This window comes from Streptomyces sp. NPDC001852 (assembly GCF_042891825.1).
In the GTDB taxonomy this organism is placed as follows: domain Bacteria; phylum Actinomycetota; class Actinomycetes; order Streptomycetales; family Streptomycetaceae; genus Streptomyces.
Map to the genome: position 1 here is coordinate 318,710 of NZ_JBIATN010000003.1, position 23,012 is coordinate 341,721.

Genomic DNA, 23,012 nt, shown 5'->3' on the forward strand with positions numbered 1-23,012 from the left:
GCTGGACTCAGTACGACTTGGGCAGGCCCAGGGTCTGATGGGAGACGTAGTTGAGAATCATCTCCCGGCTCACCGGAGCAATACGAGACACGCGTGCGGCCGTTATCAGCGAGGCGAGCCCGAACTCGCGGGTGAGTCCGTTGCCGCCGAGGGTGTGCACGGCCTGGTCGACGGCCTTCACGCAGGCCTCCCCGGCCGCGTACTTGGCCATGTTGGCGGCCTCGCCTGCACCGATGTCGTCGCCGGTGTCGTAGAGATGGGCCGCCTTCTGCATCATCAGCCGGGCCAGTTCCAGGTCGATGTGGGCCTGCGCGAGGGGGTGGGCGATGGCCTGGTGGGCGCCGATCGGGGACTTCCAGACGGTGCGGTCGCGGGCGTACTCGACGGCCTTGGCGAGGGCGTACCGGCCCATCCCGATGGCGAACGCGGCGGTCATGATCCGTTCGGGGTTCAGGCCGGCGAACAGCTGCAGCAGGCCGGCGTCCTCGTCGCCGACGAGTGCGTCGGCGGGCAGTCGTACGTCGTCCAGGACCAGCTCGAACTGCTTCTCGGCGGCGCCCAGTTCCATGTCGATCGGCCGTTTCTGGAAGCCCTCGGCGTCCGTCGGGACGATGAACAGGCAGGGCTTGAGGCGTCCGGTGCGGGCGTCTTCGGTACGGCCGACGATGAGGACGGCGTCCGCGATGTCGACACCGGAGATGAAGACCTTGCGGCCGGTGAGCAGCCAGTCGGCGCCGTCGCGGCGGGCGGTGGTGGTGATGCGGTGGCTGTTGGAGCCGGCGTCGGGTTCGGTGATGCCGAAGGCCATGAGGCGGGTTCCGTCGGCGATCCCGGGGAGCCAGGCACGCTTCTGTTCTTCGGTGCCGAAGCGGGAGATGACCGTTCCGCAGATGGCCGGGGAGACGACGAGCATGAGGAGGGGGGAGCCCGCAGCGCCCAACTCCTCCAGGACGATGGAGAGTTCGCTGATGCCGCCACCCCCGCCGCCGTGCTCCTCCGGGAGGTTGACGCCGAGGTAGCCGAGCTTGCCCGCCTCGGACCAGAGTTCGGTGGGGGGTTTGCCCGCGGCGACGGTCTGGACCAGGTAGTCGCGGCCGTAGCGTTTGCCGAGGGCGGCTACCGCCGAGCGGAGGGCTTTGTGCTCTTCGGTTTCGATGACGGGAGACATGGGGCTCCTAAGAAGAGGTTTCCTGCACGACGGCGAGCAACGTTCCTGGTTCCACCTGCTGGCCGGTCCTGGCGTGCAGCGCGGTCAGCGTTCCTGTGACCGGCGCCGAGATCTGGTGCTGCATCTTCATCGCCTCCACCCATACGAGGCCCTGACCGGCCTGAACCGTTGCCCCTTCCGCCAGGCCCTCGGCGATGCGTACGACCGTGCCCGGCATCGGTGCGAGCAGGGAGCCCGGGGCGTGCTGGGCGGTGGGGTCGGGGAAGCGGGGCAGGGCGGTGAGGCGGGTGGCGCCCACGTACACCTCGTCGCCGTACGCCGTCACCGTGAACCGGCGCTCCACGCCGTCTACTTCGAGGACGACCGTGCGCGCGTCGGCGTGCACGACGCGCACCCCGTCGGCCGCGAGGCCGTCCCGGGTGTGCCGGTAGCGGACCTCGTGCTCCTCGCCCGCCACCGCGTATCGCTTGACCTGCGGTTGTGAGGGAACGTTGCGCCAGCCGCCGAAGCGGGAGCGGCCGCGGGCGTCGGCGAGGGCGGCGGCGAGCGGGGCGAGCGGGTCGGGGGCCGGGGCGGTCAGGGCGGGCAGGTGGCGGTCGTAGAAGCCGGTGTCCATGCGGCCGCCCGTGAACTCCGCGTGGCGCAGTGAGCGTACGAGGAGGTCCCTGTTGGTGACCGGGCCGTGCAGGTCGGCTCGCTCCAGGGCGCCGGCGAGACGGCGGATCGCCTCGGTGCGGGTGGGTGCGTGGGCGACGACCTTGGCGAGCATCGGGTCGTAGTGGACACCGATGGTGTCGCCGTCGGTGTAGCCGGTGTCCAGGCGGGTGCCGGCCGGTACGGCGAGGTGGTGCAGGGTGCCGGTCTGCGGGGCCCAGTCGTGGGCAGGGTCCTCGGCGTACAGGCGGGCCTCGATCGCGTGGCCACGCGCGCGTGGCGGGTTCTTCTCCAGGGCCGCGCCCTCCGCGATGCGGATCTGTTCGGCGACCAGGTCGATGCCGAAGACCTCCTCCGTCACCGGGTGTTCGACCTGGAGGCGGGTGTTCATCTCCAGGAAGTGGGCGCGGCCGTCGGCGACCAGGAACTCGACGGTGCCGGCGCCGACGTAGGCGACGGCGCACGCGGCCTGTGTGGCGAGCGCGTACAGGTCCTCCGTGAGCGACTCGGAGAGGCCGGGTGCGGGGGCCTCCTCGATGACCTTCTGGTGGCGGCGCTGCAGGGAGCAGTCGCGGGTGCCGAGGGGCCAGATCGTGCCGTGGGTGTCGGCGAGGATCTGCACCTCGACATGGCGGCCGTGTTCCAGGTAGGGCTCGATGAACACCTCGCCGTCGCCGAAGGCGCTCGCGGCCTCGGCGCGCGCGCCGGCCAGCGCGGCGCTCAGCTCCTCCAGGCGGCGCACGATCCGCATCCCGCGGCCCCCGCCGCCGGCGGCCGCCTTCACCAGCACCGGCAGATCGGCCTGGGTGACGTCGGCCGCCTCGAGGGGCGCGAGACCCATGAGCTCCTTCGCGCGGGTCTTGGACGCCATCGCCTCGATGGCCTCCGGCGGCGGGCCGATCCAGGTCAGTCCGGCGTCCAGGACGGCGCGGGCGAAGCCGGGGTTCTCGGAGAGGAAGCCGTAGCCGGGGTGCACGGCGTCCGCGCCCGCGGCGAGGGCCGCCTTCACGATCAGGTCGCCGCGCAGATACGTATCGGCGGGCGCCGCGCCCGGCAGCCGTACCGCGCTGTCGGCCACGCGCGCGTGGAGCGCGTTCTCGTCGGCGTCCGAGTGCACGGCGACCGTCCGGATTCCCAGCTCATGGCAGGTGCGGAAGATCCGGCAGGCGATCTCGCCCCGGTTGGCGACCAGCAGTGTCGTAATCACGGAACCCCTCATATCCGTCATGGCCGTCACATCCGGAAGACGCCGAAGCCGCCGCGCGCGCCCTCGTAGGGCGCGGTGTGGATCGCGGACAGACACAGGCCGAGGACGGTGCGGGTGTCGCGCGGGTCGATGACGCCGTCGTCGTACAGCCGCCCGGACAGGAACATCGGCAGCGACTCGGACTCGATCTGCTGCTCCACCATCGCGCGCAGGGCGGCGTCCGCGTCCTCGTCGTACGGCCGGCCCTTCGCCGCCGCCGACTGGCGGGCGACGATCGACAGCACGCCGGCGAGCTGCTGCGGGCCCATGACGGCGGACTTGGCGCTGGGCCAGGCGAACAGGAAGCGGGGGTCGTACGCCCGCCCGCACATGCCGTAGTGACCGGCGCCGTACGACGCCCCCATGAGCACGGACAGGTGCGGAACGCGGCTGTTGCTGACCGCGTTGATCATCATCGAGCCGTGCTTGATGATCCCGCCCTGCTCGTACTCCCGGCCGACCATGTAGCCGGTGGTGTTGTGCAGGAAGAGCAGCGGGATGTCACGCTGGTTGGCGAGCTGGATGAACTGGGCGGCCTTCTGCGACTCCGCGCTGAACAGAACCCCCTGGGCGTTGGCCAGGATGCCGACCGGGTAGCCGTGCAGGGCCGCCCAGCCGGTGACCAGGCTGGTCCCGTACAGCGGCTTGAACTCGTCGAAGTCGGAGGCGTCGACGATCCGTGCGACGACCTCGCGCGGGTCGAAGGGGGTCTTCAGGTCACCGGGGACGATGCCCAGCAGCTCCTCCGGGTCGTACTTGGGCGGCTCGGCGGGGCCGGGATCCGGGTAGGCCTTGCGGTGGCCCAGGCGGGCGACCACCCGGCGGGCCTGGCGCAGCGCGTCCGGTTCGTCCACGGCGAAGTAGTCGGCGAGCCCCGACACGCGCGCGTGCATCTCCGCGCCGCCCAGGGACTCGTCGTCGCTCTCCTCGCCGGTGGCCATCTTCACCAGCGGCGGCCCGCCGAGGAAGACCTTCGCCCGCTCCTTGACCATGATCACGTGGTCGGACATGCCGGGGATGTAGGCACCGCCGGCGGTGGAGTTGCCGAAGACGACGGCGACGGTCGGGATGCCGGCGGCGGAGAGCCGGGTCAGGTCGCGGAAGATGGCGCCGCCGGGGATGAAGATCTCCTTCTGGGACGGCAGGTCGGCGCCGCCGGACTCCACCAGGGAGATGCAGGGCAGCCGGTTGGCGAGCGCGATGTCATTCGCCCGCAGGGCCTTCTTCAGGCTCCACGGGTTGCTCGCGCCGCCGCGCACGGTCGGGTCGTTGGCGGTGATCAGGCACTCCACGCCCTCGACCACGCCGATGCCGGTGACGAGCGAGGCGCCGACCGTGTAGTCACTCCCCCAGGCGGCGAGCGGGGACAGCTCCAGGAAGGGCGTGTCCGGGTCGAGCAGCAGCTCGATCCGCTCGCGGGCGAGCAACTTGCCGCGCTCGCGGTGCCGTTGCACGTACTTCTCGCCGCCGCCCGCGAGCGCCTTGGCGTGCTCGGCATCGAGTTCGGCGATCTTGGCGAGCATGGCCTCGCGGTTGGCCCGGTGGTCGGGGCCGGCCGGGTCCAGGGCCGAGGTCAGGATGGTCACAGGAGGGCCTCCGGGATGTCCACGTGGCGGGAGCGCAGCCATTCGCCGAGGGCCTTGGCCTGCGGGTCGAAGCGGGCCTGCGCCGCGACGCCCGCGCCGAGGATGCCCTCGACGACGAAGTTGACCGCGCGCAGGTTCGGCAGCAGATGCCGGGTGACCGGCAGGTCCCGGCTCTCGGGGATCAGCTGCCGGAACCTTTCGGCGGTCAGCTCGTGCGCGAGCCACCGCCAGGCCTCCTCGGTACGGGCCCAGACACCGACGTTCGCGCTGCCGCCCTTGTCCCCGCTGCGGGCCCCGGCGACCAGCCCGAGGGGTGCGCGGCGGGTCGGACCGGGCGGGAGCGGGTCGGGGAGGACGGGTTCCGGTACGGCCTCCAGGGGGCGCGTTTCCTGGGGCGGCGGCACGGGGACACGCCGTCCGTCATGGAGGACCGCCACATGGTCCACGGCACCATGGGGTACAGCCACATCCTCGAAGACCCCATAAGGCGAGCCCTTTCCCGGTGGGGAGAGCACATGGAAGCCCGGATAGCTGGCCAGCGCCAGCTCCACGGCGGCCCCGCTCAGCGCCCGTCCGACGACCCGCTCGTCCGGGTCGCGTACGACGAGCCGCAGCAGGGCGCTCGCGGTCTCCTCGGTGTCGGCGTCGGCCCGGTCGGTGCGGACCAGCTCCCAACGGACCTCGGCGGGCGGCGATTTCGCGAGCGCGTCGGTGAGCTGTGCCCGCACCAGTTCGGCCTTGGCCTCGATGTCGAGTCCGGTGAGGACGAAGACGACCTCGTTGCGGAAGCCGCCGAGCCGGTTGACGCCGACCTTCAGGTCCGGCGGTGGCGCCTCGCCCCGCACGCCCGCGATCCGCACCCGGTCCGGCCCGTCCTGGCCCAGCCGTACGGTGTCCAGCCGGGCGGTGACGTCGGGCCCGGCGTACCGGCCGCCGCCGGTCTCGTACAGCAGCTGCGCGGTGACCGTGCCGATGTCGACCAGGCCGCCGGTGCCGGGATGCTTGGTGATCACGCTGCTGCCGTCGGCGTGGATCTCGGCGAGCGGGAAGCCGGGCCGGCGTACGTCCCCCTCCTGGAAGAAGGCGTAGTTCCCGCCGGTGGCCTGCGTCCCGCACTCCAGCACATGCCCGGCGACGACGGCGCCCGCGAGCCGGTCGTACTCCCCCGGCTGCCAGCCGAAGTGGGCCGCGGCGGGACCGGTGACCAGGGCCGCGTCGGTCACCCGCCCGGTGACGACGATGTCCGCGCCGGCCCGCAGACACCCGGCGATGCCGAAGCCGCCGAGATAGGCGTGGGCGGCGAGGGCGCCGGGGTGGGTGGCGGTGAGGTCGTCGCCCTCGACGTGGGCGACCTTGGCCGGGATCCCGAGCCGGTCCGCCGACTGCCGTATGGCTGCGGCGAGTCCGGCGGGGTTCAGCCCGCCCGCGTTGGTGACGATCTTCACCCCGCGCTCGTGGGCGAGGCCGAGGCAGACCTCCAGTTGGCGCGGGAAGGTGCGGGCGTATCCGGCGCCGGGGTCCTTCAGCCGGTCGCGGGCGAGGATCAGCATGGTGAGTTCGGCGAGGTAGTCACCGGTGAGGACGTCGACCTCGCCGCCGGTGAGCATCTCGCGCAGGGCGTCGGACCGGTCGCCGTAGAAGCCGGAGAAGTTGCCGATGCGCAGGGCGTTCACCGCTCGGCCCCCTTCGGCGGGCGGCCTCCGCCGGACGGGCCCGCGAAGGCCTGCGCGATGTCCAGCCAGCGGTCGGCGTCCGGTCCGACGGCGGTCAGGGCGAGGTCGCGGCGGTGGGCGCGCTGGGTGACGAGGAGGCAGAAGTCGAGGGCGGGGCCGGTGACGCGCTGCGGGGCGTTCTCGGGGCCGTACGCCCACACCTCGCCGGTGGGTGCGGCGAGTTCGACGCGGAACTCCTCGGCGGGCGGGGTGAGCCGGTGGACGGTGTAGGCGAAGTCGCGGGTACGGACCCCGAGCCGTGCCACATGCCGGAGCCGTTCGGTGGGGGTTCGGACCACATCCAGGGCGTCGGCGATGTCCAGGCCGTGGGCCCAGGTCTCCATGAGGCGGGCGGTGGCCATGGAGGCGGCCGACATGGGCGGGCCGTACCAGGGGAAACGGGCGCCGGGTGGTGCGGCGCGCAGTGCCCGGTCGAGGGCGGCGCGACCGGCGCGCCAGGCCGACAGCAGTTCGGCGGGCGGGAGCCGGGCGCCGTCCTCCGCGCCCTCGTCCACGAAGGAGTCCGGGGCGGCCAGTGCCTTCTCCACCCGTGCGTGGAAGGCGTCCGCGTCGGTGACGGCCAGCAGGGCCGAGCGGTCCGTCCAGTGCAGATGGGCGATCTGGTGGGCGATGGTCCACCGGGGCGCGGGGGTGGGGAGCGTCCACCGGTCAGGTGCCAACTCGGCTACGAGTCGGTCCAGTTCGTCGCTCTCGGCACGCAGGTCGTCGATGACGGGCGTCGGGTCGGCCATGGGGGCGAGCATGGCAGTGGCGCCAGAAACAATCAAGCATGCTTGCATGAATTTGGCGGGAGGGCCGCCCGGGGCGGGATGCAGGGCATGGGGCCCGTCAGGCCTCCGGGGCCGGTTCCACACGGACTCCGCCCCGGCCCACCTGGGTACGAACCGCACCGATGCTCGCCGCGATGACCAGGGCGATGGCGGCGGCTTCCGTCGGGGACAGGGACTGGCCGAGGACCAGGAAGCCGGCCGTTGCCGCCATCGCCGGCTCCAGGCTCATCAGGATGGCGAAGGTGGAGGCGGGCAGGCGGCGCAGGGCCAGGAGTTCGAGGGTGTAGGGGAGGACCGAGGAGAGCAGGGCCACCGCCGAGCCGAGCGCGACGGTGGTGGGGTTCAGGAGGCGGGCGCCGGCCGAGGCGACGCCGATGGGGAGGAAGAGGAGGGCTGCGACCGCCATGGCCAGCGCCAGGCCGTCCGCCTGGGGGAAACGGCGGCCCGTACGGGCGCTGAAGAGTATGTAGATCGCCCACATGGCGCCGGCACCCAGGGCGAATGCGACACCTGTGGGGTCGAGACCGCTGAAGCCTCCGCCGCCCAGCAGGAAGACGCCGAGCAGGGCCAGGCCCGCCCACAGCGCGTTGATCGCGCGGCGGGAGGCCAGGACGGACAGGGAGAGCGGCCCCAGGACCTCCAGGGTGACCGCCGGGCCGAGCGGGATGCGGGCGACCGCCTCGTAGAAGAGGCCGTTCATCGCGCCCATGGCGATGCCGAAGGCGATCACCGTGCCCCAGTCGGCGCGGGAGTGGCCGCGCAGCCGGGGGCGGCAGACGAGGAGGAGGACCACGGCCGCCGCCAGGAGGCGGAGGGTGACGACGCCCGGCGCGCCGGCCCTCGGCATCAGGGTCACCGCCAGCGCTCCGCCGAACTGGACCGAGATGCCGCCGGCCAGCACCAGGCCCAGGGGGCCGAGCGAACCGAAGCGGCTCTGCCCGCCGACGGGAGCGGGAGTGACCGGGGTCGGCGTTGTGGTGCTGGAGGTGGCGGTCATCGGGCGGTCCTGTGCTTGATCGGGTTCGTTCATCTCGATGTACTAGCAGGTCCAGGGTAATGGACTCTGACAGGTGCGTGAACCCTTTAAGGGACTGTCCCGGATGCTGGAATCAGATGCCCGGCCACGCCTCCTGGTCGCGGAAGAGGGGGCGACCGTCGGGCAGGGCGGTGGGATGGCCGGTGGGGAGGGGGGCGGCGTAGGCGTCGTGACCGTACGGCTGCTGGCACGCCGGCGCCTGCCCGTACCCCGGCGCCGGCGCCTGCTGCTCCTGCCACAGCGGCATGCGCAGCTCGCCGGTGTCCATCACCGCGTTGTTCTGCGAGCGGTGCAGCCGGGAGTACGCGCCGCCCCGGACGAGGAGTTCGTCGTGCCGGCCGGTCTCCACGATGCGGCCCCGGTCGACCACCAGGATGCGGTCGGCGTCGGGGGCGAGGTTGAGGTCGTGGGTGATCATGATCGTCGTACGCCCGGTCATCAGGCGGCGCAGGGGTTTGACGACGCGACGGGCGGCCATCGCGTCCAGTCCGGTCGTCGGCTCGTCCAGGACCAGGACGGGGGCGTCCCGCAGGATGGCGCGCGCGATGGCCAGGCGCTGCAGCTGACCGCCGGAGAGGCGGGCCGAGTGGGGGTCGACCCTGGTGTCGTAGCCGTCGGGCAGTCGCGAGATGAACTCGTGCGCGTCGGCCGCCCTCGCCGCCTGCTCGATCGCCTGGTCGCCGGCGCCGGGCCGGCCGCAGGCGATGTTGGCGCGGACCGTGTCGCGCAGGACGAGCATCTCCTGCGGGAGCAGCGTCACGTACTCGCGGAGGCGGGCCAGGGGGAGGTCCCGCAGCGGCACGCCGTCCAGGAGGACGTCCCCGCAGTCCGGGTCGTAGAACCGCAGCAGGAGCTTGGAGACCGTGGACTTGCCCGCGCCGCTCGGGCCGGTGACGATCACGAGCTCGCCGGGGCCGACCGTGAAGGAAAGGTCCTGCACGGCGACCCTCTCGGCGCCGGGGTAGCGGAAGGTCACGCCCCTGACCTCGACCCTGCCGTCGGGGCGGCCGCAGTCCGCAGGGCGACGCGGGTCGGTCACCGAGGGGCGGACGTCCAGGATCTCGATGAGCCGCTCGGCGCCGGCCGTGGCGGCGTTGACGGTGAGGCCGAGCTGGGCCAGGCCGCGCACCGGTGGATAGAGGTAGCCGAGGAAGGCGGCGAAGGCGAGGAGCCGGCCGATGGTCATGCGGCCGGTGGAGATCTCCCACGCGCCGATGCCGATCACCGCGAGCACGCACACCGTCTCGATGACCTGGACGAGCTGCTCGTACGCCTCGTTCAGGCGGGTGGAGCGGACCGAGGCGCGGAACCAGGCGTTCGCCTCCTCGCGCAGCCGGCGGCGCTCGGCGTCCCGGCGGCCGTAGGCCTGGGTGAGCACGATGGTGCCGAGGGACTCCTCCACCACGGAGGTGATCGCGCCGTCGGCGACCCGCCCCTCGCGGGAGACGTCCTTGATGGAACCGGAGAAGCGGCGCGCGGTCAGCCAGAACAGCGGCGCGAGGACGAAGGTGGCGGCGGCCAGGTCCCAGCGCAGCCAGAACGCGGCGGCCGCGTAGAAGAGGGCGGAGAAGGCGGCCGAGGCGGCGCCGACCAGCCCGGACACGACCATCGTCTCGATCGACTCGACGTCGCTGGTCAGCCGGGAGAGCAGATCGCCCTGGCGGTGACGCTGGAAGAAGTGCGGCGGCAACTGCTGGACGTGGTCGAAGACGTGCTCGCGCAGCCGCATCACGAACCGCTCGGTCACCCAGGCGGCAAGGGAGTTGCCGGCGTAGGCGACGATCGCGCCGACCACCGCGATGGCCAGCCACTGGCCCGCCGGGCTCCAGAACGCGGCCAGTGAGCCCTTCTGCAGGGCGTGGTCGGTGAGGTCGCTGAACAGCAGAATGGCCCCGGTCTCGGCGAGCGCGGCGAGGACCGTGCACAGCCAGACGATCAGCAGCCACTTTCTGAGCCCCTTGGTCAGCGGCCAGAAGCGGCGGAATGCGGTACGGGCCGGAATGGCCGGGGTGTCGTACTCGAATTCTTCACCCTCTTCACCCATCACGGATTCCCTTCTGAATCACCGTCCCGAACGAAAACGAAAAAAGGGGCCGACGGTGCACCATCGGCCCCTTTCAATTCACTACTCGCTCAGCCGGTTCAGTGGTCCTGGCCGGGCAGCGGCTTGGGCAGCGGCTTCGGAGCGTGCTTCTTCTTGGGCTTCGGCGGGGGCGGGGGCGGGAGCTGCTTCTTCGGCTTCGGGGGCAGCGGGGCGAGCTTCTTGAGGCTCATTCCGACTCCTAGTGTTTCGCAGTTCTGTGGTCCGGGAATTCCGCGTCCGGCGTTCCCGACACCGAAGAAGCTACACGCCGTCCGAGCGACCGAAGAGCAAAAATGGCAAAGGGGCGCTGTGAATAGCTTGGTGAATCCTGAGGGGTCGGCCCCGAAGCTGAGAGTTCCCTTGAGAACCTGAGAGCCTCCTGATGAGTGCGACGCTCAGCGCCGGGCCATGTAGAGGTCAAGTGCCTTGTGCAGCAGACGGTTCAGCGGGAAGTCCCACTCGCCCACGTACTCCACGGCCTCGCCGCCCGCGCCCACCTTGAAGCGCAGCAGGCCGAGGAGGTGGTCGGACTCCTCCAGGGTGTCGGTGATGCCCCGGAAGTCGTAGACGTGCGCCCCGAGTTCGTGGGCGTCGCACATCATGCGCCACTGCATGGCGTTGTTGGGCTGCACCTCGCGCCTGCGGGCGGTGGAGGCGCCGTAGGAGTACCAGACGTGCCCGCCGACGATCAGCATCGTGGCCGCCGCGAGGACGTCGCCGTCGTGCCGGGCGAGGTAGAGGCGCATCCGGTCGGGGTCCTCGGCGGTGAGCGCGGTCCACATGCGCTGGAAGTACGGCAGCGGACGCGCGATGAACCGGTCGCGCCGGGCGGTCTCGGCGTACAGCTCGTAGAAGGCCGGCAGGTCCTCGTAGCCGCCCCGGACGACCTTCACCCCCGCCTTCTCGGCCTTCTTGACGTTGCGCCGCCACTGCTGGTTGAGCCCACGGTGGAGGTCGTCCAACGACCGTCCGGCGAGCGGCACCTGGCAGACGTACCGGGGCTGGCCGGCGGCGAAGCCCTCCTCGCCGCCGGGCTCGGCCTGCCGCCAGCCCATCCGGCGCAGCCGGCCGGCCAGGTCCGCGGCGCCCGGCTCGGACGAGGTCGGCGGCGCGTCCCGCAGCCGGTGCGCGGCCGGGTCGGCGATCGCGGCCTTGACCGCCTCGGGACTCCAGCGCCGGGCCACCACGGGCGGGACCATCTTCACCGAGAACGCGCCCAGCCCCCTGAGATGGGACAGCATCGGCTCCAGCCAGCGCTCCAGCTCGGCCGAGTCCCAGTCGATGACCGGCCCCTCGGGCAGATAGGCCAGGTACCGCCTGATCCTCGGCAGCGGCCTGAGCAGCACCAGCCCGGCCCCGACGAGCCGTCCGTCCGGCTCGAACCACCCGAGGCTCTCCGCCTTCCAGTCCGCCTTGACGTCCCCCCACGACGGCACCTGCATATGGCTGACGGAGGGGCGGCCCGCCACGAAGCCGAGATGCTCGGCGCGGGTGATGGTCCGGAGGGTGAGGGACATGCGCGCTCCTTCGCAGATCGCGAGATCACCGATCGCCTCACCCTACGAACCACCCCGCCCGTCCCTCGGTCCCCACGCCTGGAGCACCTCCGTGTCGGTCGCCCGCGCGTACAGAAAGTAGTCGGCCCACTCGGCGATCTCCGGGTAGGCGCACTCCGCCGTGAGCCGGGCGACGGCCGCCGGGATGTCGTACGGCGTCACACGCAGGTCGGTGCCGGGGCCCAGGAGGCACCAGTGGGCGCCGGGGCGGCCGTACGGCATGCCGACACTGCCGGGGTTGACCACCAGACGGCCGTGCGCGAGGCGGACGTACGGCATGTGGGTGTGGCCGCAGACGACCGTGCCGATGGCGGGGTCGAGGCCGGTGAAGACCTCCGCCCAGCGGTCCGGGCGGGAGTCCACCAGCACCAGTTCCTCGTCGTCGCGCGGGGTGGCATGGCAGAACAGGACCGTGCCGAGGCCGCGGACGCGCAGGGTGAGCGTCCGGGGCAGGGCGGCGAGGAAGTCGACCTGGTCCTCTCTGAGGGCCCGGGCCGCGTGCGGGCCGATGGGGTCGGGGATGCCGGTGCGCTCGCCGCGCCGGTACTCCACCAGCTCCCGGTCGGCGTTTCCCGCGAGCCACAACACCCTCTCGCCCAGCTCCCGCAGCAGGTCCAGCACCTCGGCCGGCTGCGGGCCCGCCGTGATGTCGCCGGTCAGGACGATCCGGTCGGCCGCCGCCACCTCGGGTTCCGCCAGCACCGCCTCCAGGGCGGGCAGCACGCCGTGGATGTCGGACAGAACGGCCAACCGGCGGTATTCCTCGGTCACTTCGTGCCCCCGTGACGTGTGTCCGTCGCCTCCGCCGGACACCGGCGCAGCACGATCACTCCGAGCCTCCGGTCTCCTGGTCCAGCGCCTGAGCCAGCACCTCCGCCAGATGCCTGCCCCGCACCCCGGCCAGTTGTTCCAGCTGGGTGCGGCAGGAGAAGCCGTCGGCCAGGAGAACGGTCTGCTCCGATGCCGCGCGGACCGCGGGCAGGAGCTGTTCCTCCGCGCAGGCCCTGGACACCTCGAAGTGGCCTTTCTCGAAGCCGAAGTTGCCCGCCAGGCCGCAGCAGCCGCCGCTCAGCTCGCCGGTGAGACCCGCGGCCTCACGCAGTCGGTGGTCGGGGGTGTCGCCGAGCACCGCGTGCTGGTGGCAGTGGGTCTGGCCGGCGACCGGGCGGTCCACGGCGGGCGGGGTCCAGTGCGGGGCGTGCCGCTCAAGGGCCTCGGCGAAGGTGACGACGGCGGAGGCGAGCCGGGCCGCGCGCGGGTCCTCGTGCAGCAGCTCGGGCAGGTCGGTGCGGAGGGCCGCGGCACAGCTCGGTTCCAGGACGACGACCGGGGCCCCGGCCCGCAGCACCGGCTCCATCAGGTCCAGCGTGCGCCGCAGGACCGTGCGGGCGCGGTCGAGCTGGCCGGTGGAGAGGTAGGTGAGGCCGCAGCAGACCCGGGCCCGGCGGGCGGTGAGCAGCGCGGCGGCCGACCTGGTCCGGCCGCCGCCGGTCCCGCTTCCGCCGGTCCCGCCGCCGATCCTCCCCCCGCGCGGCAGCAGCGCCGGTGGCAGCGCCACCCGCAGTCCGGCGGCCTCCAGCACTCGGACGGCGGCCCGGCCGACGGACGGGGACAGATGCTCGGTGAAGGTGTCGGGCCACAGCACCACCAGCCTGCCGCTGCCGCCCTCGGCAGGCCGCCGGCCGCCCCACCAGCCGGTGAACGTCCGTGTGGCCAGCCGGGGAATCCCCCGCTCCGCCGCGATCCCGCCCACGCGTTTGCCGAACCGGGCCAAAGGCCCCGTCGAGGCGAGGGCGTTGAGCAGCGGGGCCGTGCGCGTGGCGGCGATCCAGCGCAGCCACTGCGGCAGCCGGCCCATGGTGAGGTGGGCGGCGGGGCGGCGCCGGCCGGCGTAGTGGTGGTGCAGGAACTCCGCCTTGTAGGTGGCCATGTCGACGCCGACCGGGCAGTCGGAGCGGCAGCCCTTGCAGGACAGGCACAGGTCGAGGGCGTCACGGACCTCCGTCGAGTGCCAGCCGTCGGTGACCAGGTCGCCGGCCAGCATCTCGTGCAGCAGCCGGGCCCGCCCGCGCGTGGAGTGCTCCTCCTCGCCGGTGGCCCGGAACGAGGGGCACATCACGGCGGGGCCGGACGCCGTGGTCGTACGGCACTTGGCGACGCCGACGCAGCGGCGGACGGCGGCCCGGAAGTCGCCTTCGTCGGCGGGGTAGCCGAAGGCCACGTCGACGGGCTTCGCCGGCAGGACGGAGAAGCGGAGGTTCGCATCCAGCGGGGCCGGGCGGACCAGCATGCCGGGGTTGAGCAGGTCGTCGGGGTCCCAGACCGCCTTGGCGCGCTCGAAGAGCCGGACCGTCTCCGCGCCGTACATGCGCGGCAGCAGCTCCGCGCGGGCCTGCCCGTCGCCGTGCTCCCCGGACAGGGAGCCGCCGTGCTCCACCACCAGGTCGGCCAGTTCCTCGGAGAAGCGGCGGAAGCGGCCGATTCCGGCCTCGGTGAGCAGGTCGAAGTCGATGCGGACGTGGATGCAGCCGTCGCCGAAGTGGCCGTAGGGCGTGCCCCGCAGGGCGTGGGAGGCGAGCAGGGCGCGGAAGTCGCGGAGATAGGCGCCGAGCCTCGCGGGCGGCACCGCGCAGTCCTCCCAGCCGGGCCAGGCCTCGCTGCCGTCCGGCATGCGCGTCGCCGTGCCGCTCGCGTCCTCGCGGATGCGCCACAGGGAGCGCTGCGCGGCCGGGTCCGTCACCACCAGGGAGTCGGTCACGTGGGCCGCGCGGACGATGTCCTCCGCACGCGCGCGTGCCTCGCCCGCCGACTCCCCTCCGGTCTCCACGAACAGCCAGGCGCCCCCCTCGGGCAGTCCGGCAGGCGCGCGCACCAGGTCGGCCGCCATGCCCTCCACCGTCAGCGGACCGAGCGGAAGGAGTGCGGCCGCGGCCTCGGCGGCGGCGCTCTCGTCGCCGTACGCCAGCACGGCCAGGGCACGCGCACGAGGGGCCTGAACCAGCTGGACGACGGCCTCGGTGAGGATGCCGAGGGTGCCCTCGGAACCGCAGAAGGAGCGGGCGACATCGGCGCCCTTCTCGGGCAGCAGCGCGTCCAGCGCATACCCGGAGATCCGGCGGGGCAGCTCCGGGAAGCCGGTGCGCAGCCGCGCCAGTTCCCCCTCCGCCAGCTCGCGCAGCCCGTCCGGCGCCCCGGCCCAGTCCCGGCCGAGCCGCAGCCGGCGCCCGCGCGCGGTGACGACGGACAGCTCCCGCACACTGTCCGCGGTCGTGCCCCAGGCGACCGAGTGCGAGCCACAGGAGTTGTTGCCGATCATGCCGCCGAGGGTGCACCGGCTGTGGGTGGACGGGTCGGGGCCGAAGCGCAGGCCGTGCGGGGCAGCGGCCTCCTGCAACCGGTCGAGGACGAGCCCCGGTTGGACGACGGCCGTACGGGTGGCCGTGTCCAGCTCCAGCAGGCCGTTCATGTGCCGGGTGAAGTCCAGCACCACGCCGGTGCCGGTCGCCTGCCCGGCGATCGACGTGCCCCCGCCCCGCGCCACCACCGGCACCCCGCGCGCCCGGCAGACCTCCAGCACGGCGGCCACGTCGTCGGCGTCTCTGGGGGCCACGACGCCCACCGGGACACGCCGGTAGTTGGACGCGTCCATGGTGACCAGCGCCCGGGAGGTGGTGTCGAAACCGACCTCGCCCCGGACGGCGCCGCGCAGCTCCGCTTCGAGACCCGAGTGATCCGTCATGCGTCCAGGATGCATCCGCTCACGGACAGTCACCGAAAGTTTTCCACAGCCGCACACATATCGTCGTACGAATTCACGAGTCCGGTGCCCGGTGATCTCGTCTCATCGGACGGACACGGTTCCGCCCGGTTTCGCCCACCGGATACCCTCCGACTCGTGGCCGACATCCAGATTCCCGCTGACATCAAGCCCGCCGACGGACGTTTCGGCGCGGGCCCCTCCAAGGTGCGTACCGAGGCGCTGGACGCCCTCGCCGCGACCGGAAGCTCCCTGCTCGGCACCTCCCACCGCCAGGCGCCCGTCAAGAACCTGGTCGGCAAGGTCCGCGAGGGCATCTCCGAGCTGTTCTCCCTGCCCGAGGGCTACGAGGTGATCCTCGGCAACGGCGGCTCCACCGCCTTCTGGGACATCGCCACCCACGGCCTGATCGAGAACAAGTCCCAGCACCTGAGCTTCGGCGAGTTCTCCTCCAAGTTCGCCAAGGCCGCGAAGCTCGCCCCGTGGCTGGCCGAGCCCACCGTCATCGCCGCCGACCCCGGCACCCACCCCGAGGCGCGGGCCGAGGCGGGCGTCGACGTGTACGCCTTCACCCACAACGAGACCTCGACGGGCGTCGCGATGCCCATCGAGCGGGTCGAGGGAGCCGACTCCGGTTCCCTCGTCCTCGTGGACGCGACGAGCGGTGCCGGCGGCCTCCCGGTCGACGTGTCCGAGACGGACGTCTACTACTTCGCCCCGCAGAAGTCCTTCGCCTCCGACGGCGGCCTGTGGATCGGCGTCTTCTCCCCGGCCGCGATCGAGCGCGCCGAGCGCGTCCACGCCTCCGGCCGCCACGTCCCGGAGTTCTTCTCGCTGCCCACGGCGATCGACAACTCCCGCAAGAACCAGACGTACAACACCCCGGCCCTCGCCACCCTGTTCCTGCTGAACCAGCAGCTGGAGTGGCTCAACGGCCAGGGCGGTCTCGCCTGGTCCACCGCCCGCACCAAGGACTCCTCGACGCGCCTGTACGCCTGGGCGGAGGAGTCCAAGTACGCCACCCCCTTCGTCACCGACCCGGCCAAGCGCTCGCAGGTCATCGGCACGATCGACTTCTCCGACGAGATCGACGCCGCCGCCGTCGCCAAGGTGCTGCGCGCCAACGGCATCGTCGACACCGAGCCGTACCGCAAGCTCGGCCGCAACCAGCTGCGCATCGCGATGTTCCCGGCGATCGACCCGGCGGACGTCGAGGCGCTGACGAAGTGCGTGGACTACGTGATCGAGAAGCTCTGACCGGTCTCTGACCGGTCACCCGGTACGGGAATGAGGGGCGGCCCGCGGAGTACCGCGGGCCGCCCCTCACGCGTCCTGGCGCCACAGCCGAAAAGGGCTGGATGGATGATCACCGGGCTGGTAGCTTTCGGTTGTCCGTGACACCGCCCGAGGAGGTGAGACCCATGAACGCTGTACCGACGTGGGTGCTCCCCCTTTCCGTCACGGCCGACGACTGACGCAGGTGTCGCCGGGAGCGCCTGGACAACAGGGCACTCCCGAAAGGCAACACGCCATGTACTCTTTCAAGTTCACTTCCGAGTCGTCGTCGAACGGCATGGTCGAGCGCGACTTCACCGTGGGCGACGTCCCCGGAGTCCTCTGGTCGCCGGAGTCCGGCGCCGATCGCGCGCCCCTGGTCCTGATGGGCCACGGCGGCGGCAACCACAAGAAGCACCCGGCGATGTCCGGCCGCGCCCGCCTCCTCGTGACCGGCTGCGGCTTCCACGTCGCCGTCATCGACGCGCCCGGTCACGGCGACCGGCCGCGCTCGGCGCACGACGAGGCGGAAATCGCCGAGCTGTTCCGGGCGAGGGCGGCGGGCGAGCCGGAAGGCCCGATCGTCGTCCGCTACAACGCCCACCTGGCCGAGCTCGCCATGCCCGAGTACCGGGCGACCCTGGACGCCCTCCAGGAACTGCCGGAGATCGGCGGCGACGGGCCGGTCGGCTACTGGGGCATCAACATGGGCACCGCCATCGGCGTGCCGTTCGTGGCGGGCGAACCCCGGATCACGGCCGCGGTCTTCGGCCAGCACTGGCCCGAGGTCCTGGCCGAGCAGGCGAAGCGGATCACCATCCCGATCGAGTTCGACCTGCAGTGGGACGACGAGCACATCTCTCGCGAGGAGGGGCTCGCGCTGTTCGACGCCTTCGCCTCGAAGGAGAAGTCGTTGCACGTGAACTCGGGCAGGCACAAGGAGCTGCCCCGGTTCGAGGCCGACAGCGCGGTCCGCTTCTTCGCCCGGCACCTCGGCCGAGCGGTCACCGCGTCGGCCTGACGTACGCGGCCGCGGCGCCCGGCTCACCACCGGGCGCCACAGCCGCGGCCTCGGGGCGCAGGGACAAGAGCCCCCGCAGGACGGACGACCTCGTCACCCCCGCCGCCGCAGCCACCGCAGCCCGAACAGGGCCGCCAGCCCGGCCGCGACGACGGCCGCACCGAGCTTCAGGCCGCTGCCCCCGCCCCCGGACGCGGCCGCGGCCGAACCGCCGCTCGCCGACGGCGACTTGGACCCGGGCAGGCCCGGCACGTCCTTCGCGACGACCTCGCTGTCCACCCCCTCGCTGCTGTACAGCAGCTTGGTCCCGTCGACGGAGTACGAGACGCCCTCCCCCTGTTCCTGCAGGGGCACGTCGAGCTGGCCCTCGCGTTTGATCCGGCCGCCGCTCCAGTCGTAGTAGATCCCGCCCAAGTACCCGCGGACGGCGAGCTGTCGCCCGTCCGGCGAGAAGGCCGCGTCCGTGGCCCAGAGGTCGACGGCGGCGATCGGCCGGAAGATGTTCGTGCCGGAGGTGGACAGGGTGGCCGGGCCCTCGTACAGGTGCCCGCCGTCCTCCTTCTTGTTGATGATGTAGACCCGCCCGGTCTTCGGGTGGACGACCAGCGACTCGGCGTCGCGCGGCCCGTTCGCGTACTTCACGACGTACTGCGTGGCGGTGACCGTCTGGTCCTTCAGCACCTTCGGCTCGGGCAGCCGGTAGATCCACACGTACGGCCACTTCCCGCCGAGGTTGTCGCCGATGTCGCCCAGGTAGATCTCGTTGTGCGGCCCGATGGAGATGGCCTCCGCGTCGCGCGGGGCGCCGATGCCGCGCAGGGTGATCCGGGCGACGGTCCTCCCGGTCCGGCTGTCCACGGCGTAGACGTACGGCCCGTCGCCGCTGTCGTTGTGCGTCCAGTAGATGCCGGGGTGGAGGCGGGAGGCGGCGAGTCCGCTGGACTCGGTGATCCGCGGGTCCTTGATGGTGAACCCCTGGTCGCCGTCCCCGCTCCCGCCCCCGGCGGCGGAGGCGGGCAGCGCGCAGGCGCCGGCGAGCAGCAGGGCGGCGAGGACGGCGGACGGTCGGCGCATGGCCCAAGAGTGCCATTCCCTCCGGGGGTTCACGGCTGGGCCCGTGCCGGACCCCTCGGACGTGGTGGGCCTCACACCCCACCGGTGTGCGAGATCGTCCATCATGAGCGGATGCTTAGGTTCATGCCCGTGGGTGACTCCATGACGATCGGGAGCGCGGGCGAGCACACATGGCGTTACCGGCTGTGGCGGCACCTGCGCGACACGTACGACGGCCCGTTCACCTTCGTCGGCCCCCGCGAGGAGCTGTACGACAAGGCCACCGGCGCACCGACGTCGTACGACTACGCCGACCCCGACTTCCCCCGCCGTCACCTGGCCGGCTGGGGCGAGGGCTGGCTGCACATGGCCCCGCTGATCGGCGAGGCGGTGCGGGAGCAGCGGGCCGACGTGCTGCTGGTCTCCCTCGGGCTGATCGACCTGGGCTTCTACACGAACCCCGAGCAGACGGCGGAGAACGTGCGGGCCTTCGTCGCGGGGGCCCGTCAGGCCCGGCCGCGCATCCGCATGGTGCTGCTGCCGGTGATCCCGAACGTCCGGGCCGAGGTCGACGCGCCCTTCGCCGCGCAGGTGGACCTCTTCAACGTCCTGCTGGCGAAGACGGCCGCCGACCTGGACGAGCCCCGGTCACCGGTTCTGCTGGCCTCGCGGCCGGAGTCGTACGACATCCACGCCGACACCTACGACGGCACGCATCCCAACGCGAGCGGGGAGCACCGGATCGCGGGGGCCTTCGCGGGGGCGATGTGGGAGGCGTGGGGGGTCGGACGGGCGTACGCGGCTGGAACAGATTGACCGAATTCCGGCGTCTCCTGGTCACGGTGCGTATCGTTGAAGTGCGCGGCTGCTCCTGTCCGTGGGGCAGCTGGGGAGGAGCGCCACGATGACCGTCCTTGAAGACAGGATCGCGATGGCCGAGTGCGACAACGAGAGCATGCTCGACGAGATGTTCGACCGGCTTGAGCCCACCCCCGAGGGATACAAGGTCGAGATCGTCGAGGGGACTGTCTACATGTCGCCGCAGCGGGACACTCATTGGCACATCACCCTGGACCTCATCGAGCAGCTGCGACGCAAGTACCCGCGGGGGCGGTTGAAGTCCGATGTCCGGATCGACTACCCGGGTCGCCTCAACGGCTTCGCGACGGACGTGACAGCCATCAGGGAAGGTGCGGCCCAGACCGAGAAGGGTCGCTGGCGCTACGAAGACGTCGAGTTCGTCGCCGAGGTCATCTCCAAGGGCACCGCAGCCAACGACTACGGCCCGAAGAAGACCGCATACGCCGCCGCCGAAGTCCCGGTGCATCTCATCGCCGACCCCTACAAGGGCATGTGCTACGTCTACACCCAGCCCAAGGAAGGCGATTACATCACGAGGACGAAGGTCGACTTCGGCAAGGACATCGACCTGACCGGCACCGTGGTCAACCTCACCCTCAAAACCGACGAGTTCCCCCGCGACCGCCCATGACCTCCGCCGGGTCACCGAGGTCTGGCGGAGCAGGGAACACCACGACGCCTCGCTGCAACTGCCGGAGGCCCGCGCGGCGATCGCTCGGGCCATGCCCATGCTGACGGGCGAGTTCACCCAGCAGGAACTGGCGATCGCGGGCGGACTCGGACTCTGACGATCCCGGTCCGCGAAGCTCGCGTTCACCCCGAAAGCCCTTGCTTCGAGCGCACTTGAAGCCGTTGGCTAGAGAACCATGAAGTACACGCAGCTTGGACGCACGGGACTCAAGGTCAGCCGGCTGGTCCTCGGGACGATGAACTTCGGGCCGCAGACCGACGAGGCCGACAGCCACGCCATCATGGACGCGGCGCTGGACGCCGGCATCAACTTCTTCGACACCGCCAACGTGTACGGCTGGGGTGAGAACAAGGGGCGCACCGAGACCATCATCGGCAACTGGTTCGCCAAGGGCGGCGAGCGCCGGGACAGGGTCGTCCTCGCCACCAAGGTCTACGGCAACATGGGCGCCGACGGACAGCCCGCCTGGCCCAACCACGACAAGCTCTCCGCGCTGAACATCCGCCGGGCCGTGGACGCCAGCCTCAAGCGTCTCCAGACCGACCACATCGACCTCTACCAGTTCCACCACATCGACCGCAGCACCCCGTTCGAGGAGATCTGGCAGGCGATCGACACCCTGGTCCAGCAGGGGAAGATCCTCTACGCCGGCTCCTCCAACTTCCCCGGCTACAAGATCGCCCAGGCCAACGAGATCGCCGCCCGCCGCGGCGGCACCATCGGCCTGGTCAGCGAGCAGTGCCTGTACAACCTGGCCGAGCGCCGCGCCGAGATGGAGGTCATCCCGGCCGCGCAGGAGTACGGCCTCGGGGTCATCCCGTGGTCGCCGCTGCACGGCGGTCTGCTCGGCGGGGTCATCAGGAAGGAGGTCCAGGGCGGGCGCCGCGCCACCGGCCGGGCCGCCGACACCCTCAAGGACCCGGCCGCCCGCGCCCAGATCCAGGCGTACGAGGACCTGGTCGACAAGCACGGCCTGGAACCCGGCGAGGTGGCCCTGGCCTGGCTGCTGACCCGCCCGGGTGTGACGGGGCCCATCGTCGGTCCGCGTACGGCACAGCAGCTGGAGTCGGCGGTCAGGGCTTCGGAGCTGGAGCTGAGCGAGGAGCTGCTGGCGGGCCTGGACGAGGTCTTCCCGGGCCCGGGGCCGTCCCCGGAGGCCTTCGCCTGGTAGCTCCGGGTGGGGCGAGCGCCCCGTAGGGGCGCGGGGAACTGCGCGACCAGCCACGACGGGCTCGCAGCCGAAGAACCGGCCGCAGTTCCCCGACGCTCCTACCTGAGGGCCGCCGAAACAGCCACCACCACGAACATCAAAACAAGCACACCGGCCATGATCCGGTTCCGTGTCTTAGGGTCCACGTCATCGAGCCTAACCGGCCCCGCCCAGGGACCAGCGGGCGACCGCCTCGTACCGCGGCTGCTCCCCCACCGCCCCCGACCGCGGCAGATTGCTCCGCACAAGCACCAGCTCGTTCACCGTCCAGGTCCTGCTGGTGAACGCGCGGAGCAGATCGACGTACGGCCGTACGTCCACCGAGTCCCGGCTCCGCGCCACCGTCAGGTGGGCCTTGTACCGCCGGTGCTCCCCCATCGGCACGCCGGCCTTCCGCGCCGCCGACTCCGCCCGGTCGGCCAGCAGCCGCATCGCCTCCACCTCACCGTAGGCGCCGGTCCACAGGGCCTTGCCGTGCCCGAACTGGCCGCCGCCGGAGAGGGAGAGGTCGAAGGGCGCCGTACGGTGGGCCGCGCGGGCCAGGCGGTCCGACAGGTCCGGTACGAGGTCGTCGGCGACCTCGCCGTAGAAGGCGAGGGTGAAGTGCCAGCCGGGCCGGTTGGTCCAGCGCAGCCGCTCCGCACCGGGCAGCCGCTTCAACTTGGCGACCTCGACGGCGAGTTCATGGACGACGGGCTCCGGAGGCAGCACCGCGGCGAAGAGTCTCATGCCTTCACCTTCGCAGACACCGCTGGGCATGATGGGGCAATGACGATCACCATTCGCGAGGGCGGCCCCGAGGACATCCCCGTGATGCTGGCCATGCTCGACAGCAGTGTGGAGTGGCTGGTCTCACAGGGCCGCACCGGCCAGTGGGGAGCCGAGCCGCTGTCGGAGAACCCGAGGGTGGCGGAATCGGTCGCCGGGTACATGGACAAGGGCCGCACGTACATCGCCGAGGTGGACGGCGTACCGGCCGCCACGCTCACCCTCAGCGACGGTCCCGGTGACTATCTGTCCCATCTTCCGCCGCCCGGCGAGCCCGAGCGGTACATCCACTGGCTCGCCTCCGACCGCCGTTTCAAGGGTCACGGCGCCGGAGCCGCGCTGCTCACCCACGCGGCCGAGGTGACCCGGCGGGCCGGAATCAGCCTGCTGCGCGTGGACTGCTACGCGGGTGACGACCGCAAGCTGGTCGCCTTCTACGAGGCCAACGGGTTCGTCCCGACGCAGACGTACACCGTCGGCGAACAGAACGACTGGCCGGGCCAGGTGCTCGCCCGGCGGCTGTGACCGCCCGGCGGGCACCCCG

The 23,012-nt window shown here is 71.9% G+C and carries 19 protein-coding genes; 6 read left to right on the forward strand and 13 right to left on the reverse strand.

Annotated features, from left to right (window positions below):
- Positions 1–7 precede the first annotated feature (7 nt).
- The 11 genes from ACFYZB_RS06790 to ACFYZB_RS06840 form a co-directional block, all read right to left on the reverse strand.
- Positions 8–1,168, reverse strand: coding sequence for an acyl-CoA dehydrogenase family protein (locus tag ACFYZB_RS06790; protein ID WP_388755163.1), 1,161 nt, complete (start codon positions 1,166–1,168; stop codon positions 8–10).
- A gap of 7 nt (positions 1,169–1,175) precedes the next feature.
- On the reverse strand, positions 1,176–3,029 hold the full coding sequence (locus ACFYZB_RS06795) for a biotin carboxylase N-terminal domain-containing protein (protein WP_388755166.1): 1,854 nt from the start codon (positions 3,027–3,029) through the stop codon (positions 1,176–1,178).
- Positions 3,030–3,055: 26 nt separating this feature from the next.
- Positions 3,056–4,654: an acyl-CoA carboxylase subunit beta gene (locus tag ACFYZB_RS06800; protein ID WP_388755169.1), complete on the reverse strand. Its 1,599-nt coding sequence runs from the start codon at positions 4,652–4,654 to the stop codon at positions 3,056–3,058.
- Positions 4,651–6,327 (reverse strand): acyclic terpene utilization AtuA family protein, encoded by a 1,677-nt coding sequence (locus tag ACFYZB_RS06805; protein WP_388755171.1) that lies wholly within the window; start codon positions 6,325–6,327, stop codon positions 4,651–4,653. The genes ACFYZB_RS06800 and ACFYZB_RS06805 overlap by 4 nt, the downstream gene beginning before the upstream one ends.
- Positions 6,324–7,118 (reverse strand): TIGR03084 family metal-binding protein, encoded by a 795-nt coding sequence (locus tag ACFYZB_RS06810; protein ID WP_388755173.1) that lies wholly within the window; start codon positions 7,116–7,118, stop codon positions 6,324–6,326. Before ACFYZB_RS06810 ends, ACFYZB_RS06805 begins: the two co-directional genes overlap by 4 nt.
- A 97-nt stretch (positions 7,119–7,215) precedes the next feature.
- The gene (locus ACFYZB_RS06815; protein WP_388755176.1) at positions 7,216–8,154 is read right to left on the reverse strand and encodes a DMT family transporter; all 939 of its coding nucleotides are present in this window, start codon (positions 8,152–8,154) and stop codon (positions 7,216–7,218) included.
- A 112-nt stretch (positions 8,155–8,266) separates the two neighbouring features.
- Positions 8,267–10,237, reverse strand: a complete 1,971-nt coding sequence (locus ACFYZB_RS06820; protein ID WP_388755179.1) for an ABC transporter ATP-binding protein — start codon at positions 10,235–10,237, stop codon at positions 8,267–8,269.
- Between the two features lie 98 nt (positions 10,238–10,335).
- A complete protein-coding gene (locus ACFYZB_RS06825; RefSeq protein ID WP_388755181.1) occupies positions 10,336–10,467 on the reverse strand; it encodes a hypothetical protein in 132 nt (43 codons plus the stop codon).
- A gap of 204 nt (positions 10,468–10,671) precedes the next feature.
- A complete protein-coding gene (locus ACFYZB_RS06830) occupies positions 10,672–11,793 on the reverse strand; it encodes a lipid II:glycine glycyltransferase FemX (protein WP_388755184.1) in 1,122 nt (373 codons plus the stop codon).
- A 42-nt stretch (positions 11,794–11,835) separates the two neighbouring features.
- The gene (locus tag ACFYZB_RS06835) at positions 11,836–12,603 is read right to left on the reverse strand and encodes a metallophosphoesterase family protein (RefSeq protein ID WP_388755187.1); all 768 of its coding nucleotides are present in this window, start codon (positions 12,601–12,603) and stop codon (positions 11,836–11,838) included.
- A 55-nt stretch (positions 12,604–12,658) separates the two neighbouring features.
- Entirely contained in the window at positions 12,659–15,571 is a 2,913-nt protein-coding gene (locus ACFYZB_RS06840) for an FAD-binding and (Fe-S)-binding domain-containing protein (RefSeq protein ID WP_388755189.1), read from the reverse strand.
- Between the two features lie 156 nt (positions 15,572–15,727).
- Between ACFYZB_RS06840 and serC the strand changes: the two genes are divergently transcribed.
- Positions 15,728–16,846, forward strand: coding sequence for a phosphoserine transaminase (serC, locus tag ACFYZB_RS06845; RefSeq protein WP_388755191.1), 1,119 nt, complete (start codon positions 15,728–15,730; stop codon positions 16,844–16,846).
- Between the two features lie 274 nt (positions 16,847–17,120).
- Positions 17,121–17,885 (forward strand): alpha/beta hydrolase, encoded by a 765-nt coding sequence (locus ACFYZB_RS06850; protein WP_388755194.1) that lies wholly within the window; start codon positions 17,121–17,123, stop codon positions 17,883–17,885.
- Positions 17,886–17,978: 93 nt separating this feature from the next.
- On the opposite strand, the gene ACFYZB_RS06855 is transcribed toward ACFYZB_RS06850, so the two are convergent.
- Positions 17,979–18,959: a WD40 repeat domain-containing protein gene (locus tag ACFYZB_RS06855; RefSeq protein WP_388755196.1), complete on the reverse strand. Its 981-nt coding sequence runs from the start codon at positions 18,957–18,959 to the stop codon at positions 17,979–17,981.
- 111 nt (positions 18,960–19,070) lie between these two features.
- Between ACFYZB_RS06855 and ACFYZB_RS06860 the strand changes: the two genes are divergently transcribed.
- The 3 genes from ACFYZB_RS06860 (at position 19,071) to ACFYZB_RS06870 (ending at position 21,661) form a co-directional block, all read left to right on the forward strand.
- Positions 19,071–19,754, forward strand: coding sequence for an SGNH/GDSL hydrolase family protein (locus tag ACFYZB_RS06860; RefSeq protein ID WP_388755198.1), 684 nt, complete (start codon positions 19,071–19,073; stop codon positions 19,752–19,754).
- An 88-nt stretch (positions 19,755–19,842) separates the two neighbouring features.
- The gene (locus ACFYZB_RS06865; RefSeq protein WP_388755200.1) at positions 19,843–20,430 is read left to right on the forward strand and encodes a Uma2 family endonuclease; all 588 of its coding nucleotides are present in this window, start codon (positions 19,843–19,845) and stop codon (positions 20,428–20,430) included.
- A 235-nt stretch (positions 20,431–20,665) separates the two neighbouring features.
- Positions 20,666–21,661: an aldo/keto reductase gene (locus tag ACFYZB_RS06870; protein ID WP_388755204.1), complete on the forward strand. Its 996-nt coding sequence runs from the start codon at positions 20,666–20,668 to the stop codon at positions 21,659–21,661.
- 195 nt (positions 21,662–21,856) lie between these two features.
- Here the strand turns inward: ACFYZB_RS06870 and thpR are convergent, their stop codons facing one another.
- The gene (thpR, locus tag ACFYZB_RS06875; RefSeq protein ID WP_388755206.1) at positions 21,857–22,429 is read right to left on the reverse strand and encodes an RNA 2',3'-cyclic phosphodiesterase; all 573 of its coding nucleotides are present in this window, start codon (positions 22,427–22,429) and stop codon (positions 21,857–21,859) included.
- A 39-nt stretch (positions 22,430–22,468) separates the two neighbouring features.
- On the opposite strand from thpR, the gene ACFYZB_RS06880 reads away from it, so the two are divergent.
- Complete coding sequence (locus tag ACFYZB_RS06880) at positions 22,469–22,993, forward strand: GNAT family N-acetyltransferase (RefSeq protein WP_388755209.1); 525 nt, start codon at positions 22,469–22,471, stop codon at positions 22,991–22,993.
- Positions 22,994–23,012: the final 19 nt, after the last annotated feature.